We start from the raw sequence: 12,228 nt of genomic DNA on the forward strand, positions 1-12,228 counted from the left end.
TCGGCCCGCACGTGTCGAATTTTCATGAAATGCGTGTCCAGCCCGGCTTGGAACGTCCGGGACACGGAAAACCTGGCGATCCGGTCTGGTTCGCGGCATGGCAGCCCTGCTCCGCGTGAGCGCTGGCACGCCATCGATTGTAAGAACCCGGGGACGCGCCCGGTACGCGGAAAACCCGTGTACCGGCGCCGGAACCTAACAAATCGTGCGCTGCAGAGGAATGAGCGCCGCGCGGCTCAGGAGGGATGCGACCCTTTTTTCTCCACCGCGTGGAGCACCGTTGCATCGATATCCTGCACGCGCGCCACGCCGGTAAGCTTCAGCGTCCGGATCAGCTCTTCACGGAACAGGAAAAGGGCCCGCTCCGCCCCCGCCTGGCCGGCGACGCTGACGCCATAAAGCATCGGCCGGCCCACCAGGACGCCGCCTGCACCCAGCGCGAGGGCCTTGACGATGTCCGTGCCGCGCCGCACGCCGCCATCCACGAAAACCGGGATGCGGCCGCCCACCGCGTGCGCGACCCCGGGCAGCGCGTCCAGCGCGGCCACCGCGCCGTCCAATTGGCGGCCCCCGTGATTGGACACGATCACGCCATCGGCGCCCAGCTGAGCCGCGCGGCGCGCGTCCTCGGGATGCAGCACGCCCTTGATCAGCAGCTTGCGAGGCCACGCATCGCGGATTCGGGCAAGGTCCTCCCACACAAAGGCCGGATCGTAGTTCTTGCCCACCGAAGACGCGATGGTCGATGCATCCACCGCATCGGGCACGAAGCCGGCCATGTTTTCCAGCGCCGGCAACCCGGCGCGCAGTTGCCGCACAACCCATCCCGGCCGCCGTCCGAAGTCCAGCACATTGCGCGGCGTGAACCGGAATGGCAAGCCGAAATCATTGCGAAGGTCACGTTCGCGCTTGCCCCCTGTCGGCATGTCGATGGTGATGATGAGCGCCTCGTACCCGGCAGCGTGCGCCCTGGAGATGAGGCCGAAAGTGAAATCGCGTTTGCGGAGCATGTATGACTGGAACCACAGCCGCGTGTGCGGGGCTTCCCGGGCGACCCGTTCAATCGACGACGTGGAAGACGTTGGCAGCGCATAAGGCACACCCGCGTCGCCCGCGGCACGCGCGATCGCCACGTCGCCGAACGGCCAGCCGTAGCCAATGGCGCCGGTCGGCGCGACCGCCAGCGGCATCGCCGCCGGCCGCCCGAGCAACTGCGTGCCGGTGTCGGGATGCGATACGTCGACCAGATAGCGCGGCAGCAGCCGCAACCTGTCGATCGCCTCGCGGTTGCCGCGCAACGTGCTTTCGGTTTCCGCGCCGCCATCGTAGAAATCGAAGATTGCGCGCGGCAGCGTTCGCGCGGCCAATTCGCGCAGGGCTTCTATCGAGTGGGCGGCGCGCGCCCTTGCCCGTTGGCGGGGACTGGGCTGTGGAAAGGAAGCGGGCGGCAGATCGGTCTGGTATGACATGGCGGAAGGAATGGCTATTGCTTCTGCTGGCCGGCAGCCGCCAGCAGCTTGCCCCACAAGACGGTTTGATCGGCCACGTAGCGTGAGAAGTCCGCGGACGTGCGAGGCGTGGGCTGCAAGCCATACTGGCCGAAGTATGCGGCAGTCTCCTGATTGCTCAAGATCTGGACGAACGCGCGGTTCAACTTGTCGATGATGGCAGGATCGGTTCCGGCCGGCGCGAACAGGCCGCCCCAGGCAACGAATTCGTAGCCGGGCAAGCCGGCCTGCGCAAGCGGCGGCACCCCGGGCAGCACCGCGGAAGGTTGGCGCGGCGTCACGCCCAGCGCGCGCAGCTTGCCGGCCTCGATATGCGAACGCGTGACCGATATGTCGGTAATCATGAAGTCCAGACGGCCGGCCAGCATGTCGTTCATGGCTTGCGGCGTGCCGGCGTAGGGTACATCCACGGCATCGATGCCCGCCTGCTCCTTGAGCATCTGCGCGGCCACCAGGCTGCCGGAATTCCCGACGCCATAGTTGAGTTGACCCGGCCGCGCCTTTGCGTAATCCAGGAAGCTCCGGACGTCCGTCACGGGCAGGTCGTGCCGCACCACGAGCACCAGCGGATTCGTCGAAAATTGCGTGATGGCGGCAAAGTCGCGCGATGGGTCGTAGGGCAGCGTCTTGAACAGGTGCACGTTGGCGGACTGCGTCGTGTTGGTTCCGACCAGCAGCGTGTAGCCGTCCGGCTTGGCCCGGCTGACATCGGCCGCCGCAATGCTGCCCTGGGCGCCGCCCTTGTTTTCGACGATGAAAGTCTGCCCCAGCAGCCGGCCGACGCGCTCGCCCATGTAGCGCGCCATGACGTCGGTGGCGCTGCCCGCGGGGAATGGCACGACCATGCGGATCGGTCTGCTCGGAAAGTCGTCCCCGGCCTGGGCGCTCGAAACGCCGGCCAGTACGAGGGCGAGGGCCGCTGCCAGTTTCGGCAAGTTCATGAAGCTTGTCTCCTATGGATTATGGTTTTCAATCGGGTGGCTGGGACGCGTCCAGCACTTTCCCCGGGTTCAACAGCCCGCTCGGATCGAGGGCCTGCTTGATACGGCGCATCAGTGCGAGCTCCAGGGCCGGCTTGTAGCGCCGCAACTCCGCCACGCGCAGTCCGCCTATGCCTTGCTCCGCGCTGATCGACCCGCCCAGCGCGACGACCTCGTCGTGCACCTTGGTCTGGATACCGGGCTCGGCAGCCATCCATGCCGCACGGGACGTCCCCACCGGTCCGAGCAGGTTGTAATGCAGGTTGCCGTCTCCCAAGTGGCCAAATACGCGCATGCGAAGGCCCGGATGCGCCTGCGCCAATTGCGCGCCATTGCGCCGCACGAAATCGGCGACGGCCGAGATAGGCAGTGAAATATCGTGCTTGATGCAATATGGCTGTTCGGCCAGCGCCAGGGTGATGTGTTCGCGCAAGGCCCAGAAATCGCGCCGCTGTGCCGCCGACGCCGCGATGACGGCATCGCTTATCGCGCCCGCCTCCCAGGCTCCGGCAAGCATGGCTTCGAAGTCATCCCCCGACGACGCACACGCGCGGGTGACCGAGGACTCCAGCAGCGCATACCACTGTACCGCCGGGTCCTGCCGTTCGAAGGGAAGCCTTTGCTGGGGAAATGCCGCCACGACATCTTCCAGGCAGCCGCGGGCCATCACCTCGAACGCCGTCAAGGTGCTGCCCAATTCGCTCCGTGCGCGCGCGAGCAGGCGTGTGGCGTCCTCCAGGCTGGCCAACGCCACCAGGGCCGTATGCTGCGACTGCGGCATCGGATACAGGCGCAGCGTCGCCGCGGTGATGATGCCCAACGTGCCTTCGCTGCCCAGATAAAGATCGCGCAGATCGTAGCCGGCGTTGTCCTTGCGCAAGCCGCGCAGGCCGTGCCAGATCTCGCCTTCGGCCGTGACCACTTCCAGTCCCAGCGTCAGCTCGCGCGCATTGCCATAGCGCAGCACCTGGGTGCCGCCCGCGTTCGTGGCCAGATTGCCTCCGATGGTGCAACTGCCTTCCGCGCCCAGCGATAGCGGAAACAGGCGGTTGTGCCGGCGCGCGGCCTCCTGCACGGCTTGCAGCACGCAGCCGGCCTCGACCGTGATGGTGTCGTTGTCCGCGTCGATCGCGCGGATGCGATTCAGGCGCGCCAGGCTCAATACCAGCGCGCGGCCCGATGTGTCCGGTGTCGCGCCGGCGACCTGCCCGGTGTTGCCGCCCTGCGCCACGATTGGAACGCCATGCGCGGCGCACAGGCGGACCAGGGCGGCGACTTCCTCACGGTTTGCGGGGCGCGCCACGGCGATGGCGCGGCCGGTCCGCTTGCGCCGCCAGTCCGTCAGATAAGGCGCCGCGGCGTCGCCGGTCAGCACATTGCCGCCGCCCACCACGGCGATCAGCGCTGCCACGAATTCCTGCGGCGAAGGCATGCCCGCCGGGTGGTTCGGGGCGGCCATGCTCAAGCGTCCTCGATCGGCGTGAGCAGCCTGCCTGTCTCCAGGAAAGCGATGGCGTTGTCGACAACGAGCCGCGACATGTCGGCGCGTGTCTCGTGCGTCGCGCTGCCCACGTGCGGCATCAGCGCGACCTGATCCATGGATCGCAGCGGCTCTGGTACGGCCGGCTCGTGTTCCAGCACGTCCAGACCGGCGCCGCCCAGCTCGCCACGCTCCAGCGCCTGCACAAGCGCGGCCTCGTCCACGACGGATCCCCGGGCGATGTTGACCAGAATGCCGGCGGGCCCAAGCGCCCGCAGAATGGGGGCGTCGATAAGGTGATGGGTCTGTGCGCCGCCCGGGCAAGCCAGGACCAGGAAGTCCGACCATTCCGCCAGGGCTTTGAGCGATGGCTCGAAGGTATGGCTGGTGTCCGTGCGGGGCCGGCGGTTGTGATAGCGGATATCCATGCCGAATCCGCGCCCGCGCTCGGCAATGGCGCGGCCGATGCGTCCCATGCCGACGATTCCCAATCGCCTGCCCCATACGCGGGTGGACAGAGGAAAGGCGCCGATGCTGCGCCACTGCCCCGTCTTGACGTAACGATCGCCAACGTGCGTCCGGCGGGCGGCGGTAAGCAGCAGCGCCCATGCAAGATCGGCGACGCAGTCGTCGAGCACCTCGGGCGTATTGCTCGCGACGATGCCGCGTTGCCGGGCATACGCAAGATCCAACGTCTCGTATCCGACGCCCCAGCTGCAGACCGCACGCAAGCCCGGCAAGGCGTCGATCATCTCGCGCTTCAGGCCCTTGCGGACGGAGGTGACCGCCACGGTGGCCCGCGGCGCCTCGCGCAGCGCCCCGGCGACATCGTCATGGCCGTCCAGATACAGCACGCGGAATCGCTTCGCCAGGGCCGCATCCATCGCGGCCCCCATCGAAGCGAGCTGGACGATCTGGTAATCGATATCCGGCATCGCTTCAGCCCTGGCTCGTCTTGTTCGGGATATAGCCGGCCTTCGCCGCGGCCTCTGCGAACGGGACGCCCGCGCGCACGCCCTTTTCCACGCGTTCGTCCACTTCCAGCAGTTCTTCCGCCGCTTCCAGCACGCGCTGGATCTGGCCCCGCGGCACGACGACGATGCCGGTATCGTCGCCAATGACCACATCGCCCTGTTGAACGCGGACGCCGCCCAGCACGACCGGCGCGCCCATCTCCTGCAGTCGCAGACGGGTCTTGCCCGTCACCGGGCTGACGTGCCGGCTGGCCAGCCACAGTCCCGCTGCCCGGATCTCGTCGACATCCCGGCACGCGCCATCGATCAGCACCGCCGTGGCGCCGCGCATCGCGGCGGCCGTCGAGGCAATGCCGCCAAAAGTCGAGATCGCCTGGCCCCCCACATCCACCACCAGCACCTTGCCCGGCGCGGTGGCGGCCACCAGCCGCCCGACCGCGAAGTCGGCCTTGTCGAAATCGCCCAATTTGCCGCTGACGTGCCGGGCCGTCACGGCTTCGCCCACGATGCGGCCCTGGCCCGCGCGCTGCGTGATACCGCGGACGACCCCTTCGATACCCAGCGTATCAAGGGCATCGGACCAGGTGCTGCTGGCGATGGCCGCGCATCGCGCCAGCAATTCGGGAGAAAGTACTTCCATGGATCTGCTCCTCAATCGACGCGTGCGCCCGACAAACGCACGCCTTCGTTCCAGTTCTTCAGTTCGTCGGCGATAAATGCTTGGAATTCCTGCGGGGTGCTGTTGTTGACCTCGGCGCCCATGTCCACAAGCTGCCTGTTGAGCGCGGGGTCTGCGACCGCGGTATGCATGGCTTCGTGGATGCGCGCGCGAATGGCCGGGTCCAGGCCCGCGGGCGCGAACATGCCGAACCAGGTTGCAAAATGGAAGTCCGGCAAGCCGGCCTCCGCCATGGTCGGCACATCCTGGATGGCCGCCACGCGCTTGCCGTGCGCCAGCGCGATGGCGCGCAGCTTGCCGGCCTTGATGTGAGGCAGCGCGGCCGAGAGCGTGACGAAGGCCATCTGCACTTGGCCGCCGACCAGATCGGTCAGCATCGGCGTGTCCCCGCGATACGGAATGTGCACCAGCCGGACGCCCGTACGCTCGGTGAACATGGCGCCGGTCAGGTGGCCGGGCGTGCCGTTGCCGCTGGACGCCATGGTCAGCCCATTGGGCTGCTGCTTGCCGTATGCGATCAGGCTTTTCAAGTCCTTCACCGGCACGCCATTGGCCGTCACAAGTACCAGCGGAATCGTGGCGCTGAGCGAGATGGGCGTGAAATCCTTGATGGGGTCGTAGTTCAGCCTGGCGTAAAGACTCGCGCTGATGGTGTGCGACGCCGTCGTCATGAACAGCGTGTAGCCGTCGGGCGAAGTCCGCGACATCTGTTCGGCGGCCAGGGTGGTGCCGGCGCCAGGCTGATTGCGGATGATCACGGCTTGCTTCCACTGCGCCGCCATTTTTTCCGCCACCAGGCGCGCGATGACATCCGTGGCGCCGCCGGGCGGAAACGGCACCACGACGGTAACGGGCTTGCCGGGATAGTGTGCGGCGGAAGCTGCGCCGACGGGTGATGCGGATGCGTCGGATGCTGCGGATGCGGCCGTCGCAGCCAGCGGCGCGCAGAATGCGCACAGCATTGCCAGCCGCCGAAAAAGGCGTCTCATGGTTTGTCTCCTCGTTCTCGTTCTCTTGTCGGCTTGCGCGAACATCGAGGTCCGCGGCGCAGCGCCCATCCGGGATACCGGTTTGGGCGACGCCCATGGTGAGACCTGGGATTGATAGAATCAAATAGAAATTTGTTGGCGAGTGATAGGCATGGGTTAATAATCCCCGCCCATCTGGAGACATCGCCCAAAGGCCCGGCGCACACCCACCATAACGACGAAACAATGGCGCTCAATATCAAGTACCGGCCGCTCAAGGCCTTCCTGCTCGCCGTTCAAACCCGGTCATTCACGCACGCAGCCGCTCGCCTCGGCGTGACGCAGCCTTCGTTCACCGCGCTCATCGCCGACCTCGAAGCGGTGCTCGAGGTCAAACTCTTTGAACGCACCACGCGGCACATCGCGCTGACCGCGGCCGGCGTCGAATTCCGCGATCGCATCGAACGCCCGGTCGCAGACCTGGAAGAAGCCTATCGCAGCATGCTCGACCTTGCGTCGATGCGCCGGGGTGCGGTGGTGATGGGCGCATTGCCCTCCACTTCGCTCACGCTCGTGCCGCCCGCCCTGGGCGCATTGCGCCGCCAGCATCCGCAATTGCAGATACGCGTCGTCGAAGCCCACAACGACGAACTGATTGGCATGCTTCGGCTCAACCAGATCGAGTTCGCACTCGCCACCTTGCTGACCGAAGCGCCGGATTTGAAGTTCGTACCCTTGGTCGCGGACGCCTTCTTCGCCGTGTATCCCTCGCGTCATGAAGTCGGCGCACTGCGTTCGTTACGCTGGGAGAACCTGATCCCTCTCGATCTGGTGCTGCTCGCGCAGGGCTCCAGCGCGCGTTACCAGTTCGATCGGGCCGTCTTCGCCGATAAGGCCGCGACAGGGCTGCGCTACGACGTCACCCATATGACCACGGCCGTACGGCTGGTCAGTCAGGGCCTTGGCGTGGCCGTGCTCCCACGCCTGGCGCTGCCCTCGCTGGGGCTGGGCGCATTGCGCAGCCGTCCCATCGAGGACGCCAGCGCCAGGCGCACCATAGGCGTTCTGTACCGGCAGGACAGACTGCTGTCCCCGGCCGCGCAAGCGCTTATCGAGACCCTGCGCCAGGCGGCCACGGAGATCGAAAGCGCCCTTCCCCCTTTGGGACCTGCCTGAATATAGAAACAGCCTAATAATCCCAGAAGAATATCTATTTGTGCCTATTAAACGCGGCGGGCACACTGCCGCCCAGGCGGTTCCGGCCGCAGCCGCACCGCCGCAGCACCAGGCGCCCTTTCCGCGCGCCACGATCATTAGACGAAGTAGGGCCGCACGACGGCCAGGAGACCCTTTCCATGTTCCGTATGAAAACTTGGCTCGCCGGCATCGCGGCGGGCGCGATGATGCTCACCGCGCCGACGGCTTTCGCCGCATGGCCGGAGCGTCCGGTCGAACTCATCGTTGGCTTTGCGGCAGGCGGCGGCACCGACCTCACCGCCCGCACGCTGGCCATGTTCCTGGAAAAGGAATTGGGCGGCTCCGTGGTGGTGGTCAACAAACCGGGCGCCTCGGGCGCGCTGGCCTTGGGCATGGTGGCCCGCGCGAAGCCCGACGGCTATACGCTCGGCATGACGAACATGCCCGGCCTGCTGACACTCCCCATCGAGCGCAACACCGGTTTCACCGGCGCTGACTTCACCTATCTCGCGACCCTCGTGCGCGATCCCAGCGCCTTCAGCGTCAAAGCCGACTCGCCCTACAAGTCGCTGCAGGAACTCATCGCCGCCGTCCGCGCCAAGCCCGGCCTGATCAGCTACGGATCCACCGGCGTCGGCACCGACGATCACCTGGCGCTGGTGATGTTCGAAACCGCGACCGGAACCAAGATGAACCACGTCCCCTTCAATGGCGCCGGGCCGCTGCGCAATTCCGTGCTGGGCGGCCACGCCGACGTGGGCGGCATGAACCTGGGCGAGGCCATGCCATACAGTGGCGACAAGCTGCGCATCCTCGCTCAAGCCAGCGAAAAGCGTTCCCCGCTGGCGCCCGACGTTCCCACCTTCAAGGAACAGGGCGTGGACCTGGTGTTCGCCTCCGAACGCGGCGTGATCGGCCCCAAGGGGCTGCCGCCCGAGGTCGAGAAAAAGCTGGCCGACGCGCTCGCGCACATTGCCGACGACCCCGAATTCCAGAAGAAGATGTTGCAGCAGTTCACGGAAATGGACTACCTGCCCGGCGACAAGTGGCAGGCCCGTCTGCAGGCGGCGGACGCACAGTTCCGCGCGATGTGGGCCCGGCAGAAATGGGTCGATTGAGGGTGAAGCACCCTCGATGAAAGCGAGCGGTCAAGCTGCGGCACGTTCAAGGCAATCAGGACGTTCAGGCTGCCGCTTGCCGGTCTTCCGAGCCAAAAAAAGCCCCGTGAGGGGCTTTTTCCTTTTTTGGATCGCCGCGGACGGTCAGGCCGCGGCCGGAACGGCCGGCTTGCCCCAATCGGCCCACACTTTGGCAATGGCAGCGTAATCGTCCCTGCCATAACCGGCCGCAGCCGCGACTTCATAGACGGTGTGCGCGCCCTGAATCGCGAACAAGGGCACGCCGAGCGTCTGCGCCAGCTCGAGCGCCAGCACCGAATCCTTGCGGGCGGCGTCCAGCGGCATGCCGCCTTCATAATTGCCTTGCACGATGCGCTCGGCATAGCGGTGCGTCAGCGGACGATGCAAGCCCATTTGCGGATCCGACAGCAGGGAAACGAGTTTTTCCACGCTGACGCCCGATGCGGTCGCCAGCGAGCCGGCTTCCGCCACCACCACCATCACCGCATGCGCCACGGCGTTGTTGATGACCTTGGCTGCGGCGCCCGCACCCGACTCGCCGAAATAGATCTGCTTGGGCGCGATGGCGTCCAGCACCGGCTGGCTGTCCTTGACGGCGGCTTGATCGCCGCCCATCAAGAGCATGGCCGTGCCAGCCTTCATCTGGCTCACTCCCGCCATCACCGAGGCGTCCACGATGCGCAAGCCGAACCTGTCGAGCATCTTCTTGCTGGCGTGGATGTCCTTGGGATTGACCGTGCTGGTTTCGACGACCACGGCATGCTTCGGCAGCCGGGCCGCAATCTGTTCCAGGACTGCCAGTGAGATCGCCGGGCTGGGCAACGACAGCACCACCACGTCGACGTCGGCCACGTCGTCGGGACCGTTGATCGGCACGGCCTGGAACGCGTCCTGCGCGCGCTGTACGGCGGACTTGTCCAGGTCGGCGACCTTGGTGACGAACCGGGCGGCCGCGATGCGCTCGGCCACCAGAAAGCCCATGTTGCCAAGGCCGTAGACGGCGACTTTCGAAATTTTCATATGGAGACTCCGGGTACAAACAGAAAGGGCGCGAAAAACGCCCAAAGTCGAGAGATCGGTGCGCGCATGACGCGCACACCCTGGTAGACGCGCGGATCCGCTCAAGCTTGCGGCGGCAGGTGAAGCATGACGATGTCGCCGTCCGTGCCCGGCACGGACGGGTAGCGGCTGCGCACCAGCGGATCGTGGCCCGGCACGATGCGGTCCTCGTCCCCGCCCGCCAGCGCGCGGGCGCGCGCCCAGCCATCCGCCATATCGCCCAGGTTGAACACGATCGGGAACGGCTCGCGCCGCGCCATGTTGGCGTAGTAATGCGCCGCGTCGCTCGCAAGCACGACCGGGCCGCGGGCAGTCTGGACCCGCACCACCTGCAGGCCATCGGTGTGCCCGCCAACGCGATGCACGGTCACCCCGGGGGCGATCTGCGCGTCGCCATCATGAAACGCCACCCGCTCCGCGTATACGGCGCGCACCATCGCCACGACGTCCTCCACTTCGAAGGCGCCGCGCATGCACGCCACGCACATGTGCCGGCCGGTTGCGAACTGCATCTCGCGCTCTTGAAGGTGAAAGAGCGCCTGCGGAAACAGGTCCAGATTGCCGGCGTGGTCATAGTGCAGATGCGTCAGGACCACGTCCTGGATACGGCTTGGGTCGCAGCCCAGGACGCGCAGCGCCTGATCCACCGGCCGGGTGATGTGGCGGCTGCGCCTGTCCTTCGGATTGGCGCGCTTCTCCAGTACGGCCTGCCCGAAACCGGTGTCGACGACGATCTCGCGCGTGCCGCTGCGCAACAGCCAGACAAAGTAATCCAGCGGCATCGGCGCGTCGTGCGGGTCGGCGGCGTGCACGAAATTGTCCTGGGCCTGACGGTCCTGCCAGCCGTAGCGCAGCGCGTAGACCTCCCATTGAATGTCCGTGTCGTTCATTGCCGCGCCACCTGGAAACGTTGCACGCCGAAGCTGGCGACCACGACGGTGGCCAGGATCGCCATGCCGGCCGCCAACAGCAGGCCGGACGTATAACTGCCGGTCGCATCCTTGACCCAGCCCATGATGGACGGGCCCATGAAGCCGGACAGATTGGCCAGTGAATTGATGATGGCAATGCCGGCGGCGGCGGCGCCCCCGGTGAGGAAGGTGCCGGGCATGGTCCAGAAGACGGGCTGCGACCCGTAGATGCCAAAGGCGGCGATGGAGAAGCAAACCATGATCAGGGCGGGGTTGGAGCCCAGAGCCGCCAGCGCGAAGGAAACGCCGCCCACGCCCAGCGCGAACACCAGATGCCATTTGCGCTCGCCTTTGCGATCCGAGCGGCGCCCCCAGAACACCATGCTGAGCGCGCCGACGGCGGCCGGGATGGCGGCCAGCATGCCGGTCTGCAGGGGCGTCAGGCCGAAGTCCCGGATGATGGTGGGCAGGAAGAAACCCAGGGTGTAGTTCATGTACACCACGCTGAAGTACACCAGTCCTAGCAGCAGCACCATGGGGTGGGTGAGCGTACGCAGCACGTTCATCCTGGGCCGGTCAGCCTGCTGGGCGGCCTCGTCCGTCAGCGTCCTGGTCAACCACCCGCGCTGCTCCGGTGTGAGCCAGCCCGCCTGTCCGGGCAGATCGGTCAGGCAGCGCAGCACGACGCCAGCCAGCAGCACCGCGGGAATGGCCTCGATCACGAACATCCACTGCCATCCGGCGAAGCCATCGGCAGACCCCATACCCAGGAGCCAGCCACTCAACGGAGCCCCGATCACGCTCGCCAGCGGCAGCGCCGTCATGAAATAGCCGATCACGCGGGCGCGATAGGCGGCGGGAAACCACAGCGTCAGGTAATAGATGATGCCTGGAAAGAAGCCGGCCTCTGCCGCGCCCAGCAACAGCCGCAGCGTGTAGAACACCGCCTCGTACGACAGCCCGGTCATTGCCGATAGCTGCGGAATAAAGCCCATCGCACCAGACAGCACCCCCCACGTGAACAGAATCCGCGCAATCCAGCGGCGAGCGCCGAATCGATGCAGCATCAGATTGGACGGCAGCTCAAAGATGAAATAAGTCAGAAAGAAAATGCCCGCGCCCAGGCCATAGACCGCTGCGGAAAAACCGAGATCCTTGTTCATGGTCAGCGCGGCGAAACCGACATTGACCCGATCCAGATAGGAAATGATGTAGCAGACGATCAGCAGGGGAACGACCCGGGTCATGACCCGCCTCATCGTATCCTTTTCGATCGAGGCGTTGCCGGGGGATGGGTGCTGCATGAAGCTATCTCCGAGTTTCTTGTTGTGAT

General features: G+C 66.1%; 11 protein-coding genes. 2 read left to right on the top strand and 9 right to left on the bottom strand.

Annotated features, from left to right (window positions below):
- Positions 1-236: 236 nt before the first annotated feature.
- Genes CAL13_RS17825 through CAL13_RS17850 form a run of 6 tightly spaced genes read right to left on the bottom strand, consistent with a single transcriptional unit; the run spans position 237 to position 6,610 of the window.
- Entirely contained in the window at positions 237-1,469 is a 1,233-nt protein-coding gene (locus CAL13_RS17825) for an alpha-hydroxy acid oxidase (RefSeq protein WP_086073115.1), read from the bottom strand.
- Positions 1,470-1,483: 14 nt separating this feature from the next.
- Complete coding sequence (locus tag CAL13_RS17830) at positions 1,484-2,449, bottom strand: Bug family tripartite tricarboxylate transporter substrate binding protein (RefSeq protein ID WP_086073116.1); 966 nt, start codon at positions 2,447-2,449, stop codon at positions 1,484-1,486.
- A 28-nt stretch (positions 2,450-2,477) separates the two neighbouring features.
- Positions 2,478-3,947 (bottom strand): FAD-binding oxidoreductase, encoded by a 1,470-nt coding sequence (locus CAL13_RS17835; protein ID WP_232467692.1) that lies wholly within the window; start codon positions 3,945-3,947, stop codon positions 2,478-2,480.
- Between the two features lie 2 nt (positions 3,948-3,949).
- Entirely contained in the window at positions 3,950-4,903 is a 954-nt protein-coding gene (locus CAL13_RS17840; protein ID WP_086073117.1) for a 2-hydroxyacid dehydrogenase, read from the bottom strand.
- A gap of 4 nt (positions 4,904-4,907) precedes the next feature.
- Positions 4,908-5,582 carry an RraA family protein gene (locus CAL13_RS17845; RefSeq protein WP_086073118.1) on the bottom strand — a complete coding sequence of 225 codons (675 nt, stop codon included), beginning with the start codon at positions 5,580-5,582 and terminating at the stop codon, positions 4,908-4,910.
- Positions 5,583-5,593: 11 nt separating this feature from the next.
- On the bottom strand, positions 5,594-6,610 hold the full coding sequence (locus tag CAL13_RS17850) for a tripartite tricarboxylate transporter substrate binding protein (protein WP_232462426.1): 1,017 nt from the start codon (positions 6,608-6,610) through the stop codon (positions 5,594-5,596).
- A gap of 225 nt (positions 6,611-6,835) precedes the next feature.
- Between CAL13_RS17850 and CAL13_RS17855 the strand changes: the two genes are divergently transcribed.
- Both CAL13_RS17855 and CAL13_RS17860 read left to right on the top strand, forming a co-directional pair.
- Positions 6,836-7,765: a LysR family transcriptional regulator gene (locus tag CAL13_RS17855; protein WP_086073119.1), complete on the top strand. Its 930-nt coding sequence runs from the start codon at positions 6,836-6,838 to the stop codon at positions 7,763-7,765.
- Positions 7,766-7,944: 179 nt separating this feature from the next.
- A complete protein-coding gene (locus CAL13_RS17860; RefSeq protein WP_086073120.1) occupies positions 7,945-8,904 on the top strand; it encodes a tripartite tricarboxylate transporter substrate binding protein in 960 nt (319 codons plus the stop codon).
- 144 nt (positions 8,905-9,048) lie between these two features.
- On the opposite strand, the gene CAL13_RS17865 is transcribed toward CAL13_RS17860, so the two are convergent.
- From CAL13_RS17865 to CAL13_RS17875, 3 genes are all read right to left on the bottom strand, one after another.
- Positions 9,049-9,945 (bottom strand): NAD(P)-dependent oxidoreductase, encoded by an 897-nt coding sequence (locus CAL13_RS17865; protein WP_086058572.1) that lies wholly within the window; start codon positions 9,943-9,945, stop codon positions 9,049-9,051.
- Between the two features lie 101 nt (positions 9,946-10,046).
- Positions 10,047-10,874, bottom strand: a complete 828-nt coding sequence (locus tag CAL13_RS17870) for an N-acyl homoserine lactonase family protein (protein ID WP_086073121.1) — start codon at positions 10,872-10,874, stop codon at positions 10,047-10,049.
- Positions 10,871-12,199, bottom strand: a complete 1,329-nt coding sequence (locus CAL13_RS17875; RefSeq protein WP_086073122.1) for an MFS transporter — start codon at positions 12,197-12,199, stop codon at positions 10,871-10,873. The genes CAL13_RS17870 and CAL13_RS17875 overlap by 4 nt, the downstream gene beginning before the upstream one ends.
- Positions 12,200-12,228: the final 29 nt, after the last annotated feature.

Origin of the sequence: Bordetella genomosp. 9, from assembly GCF_002119725.1 — a bacterium.
In the GTDB taxonomy this organism is placed as follows: domain Bacteria; phylum Pseudomonadota; class Gammaproteobacteria; order Burkholderiales; family Burkholderiaceae_B; genus Bordetella_C.

Excerpts from the sequence above, each read along its gene's own strand:
- CAL13_RS17825 (WP_086073115.1), bottom strand. The coding sequence starts at position 1,469 with ATGTCATACCAGACCGATCTGCCGCCCGCTTCCTTTCCACAGCCCAGT.
- CAL13_RS17830 (WP_086073116.1), bottom strand. The coding sequence starts at position 2,449 with ATGAACTTGCCGAAACTGGCAGCGGCCCTCGCCCTCGTACTGGCCGGC.
- CAL13_RS17835 (WP_232467692.1), bottom strand. The coding sequence starts at position 3,947 with ATGGCCGCCCCGAACCACCCGGCGGGCATGCCTTCGCCGCAGGAATTC.
- CAL13_RS17840 (WP_086073117.1), bottom strand. The coding sequence starts at position 4,903 with ATGCCGGATATCGATTACCAGATCGTCCAGCTCGCTTCGATGGGGGCC.
- CAL13_RS17845 (WP_086073118.1), bottom strand. The coding sequence starts at position 5,582 with ATGGAAGTACTTTCTCCCGAATTGCTGGCGCGATGCGCGGCCATCGCC.
- CAL13_RS17850 (WP_232462426.1), bottom strand. The coding sequence starts at position 6,610 with ATGAGACGCCTTTTTCGGCGGCTGGCAATGCTGTGCGCATTCTGCGCG.
- CAL13_RS17855 (WP_086073119.1), top strand. The coding sequence starts at position 6,836 with ATGGCGCTCAATATCAAGTACCGGCCGCTCAAGGCCTTCCTGCTCGCC.
- CAL13_RS17860 (WP_086073120.1), top strand. The coding sequence starts at position 7,945 with ATGTTCCGTATGAAAACTTGGCTCGCCGGCATCGCGGCGGGCGCGATG.
- CAL13_RS17865 (WP_086058572.1), bottom strand. The coding sequence starts at position 9,945 with ATGAAAATTTCGAAAGTCGCCGTCTACGGCCTTGGCAACATGGGCTTT.
- CAL13_RS17870 (WP_086073121.1), bottom strand. The coding sequence starts at position 10,874 with ATGAACGACACGGACATTCAATGGGAGGTCTACGCGCTGCGCTACGGC.
- CAL13_RS17875 (WP_086073122.1), bottom strand. The coding sequence starts at position 12,199 with ATGCAGCACCCATCCCCCGGCAACGCCTCGATCGAAAAGGATACGATG.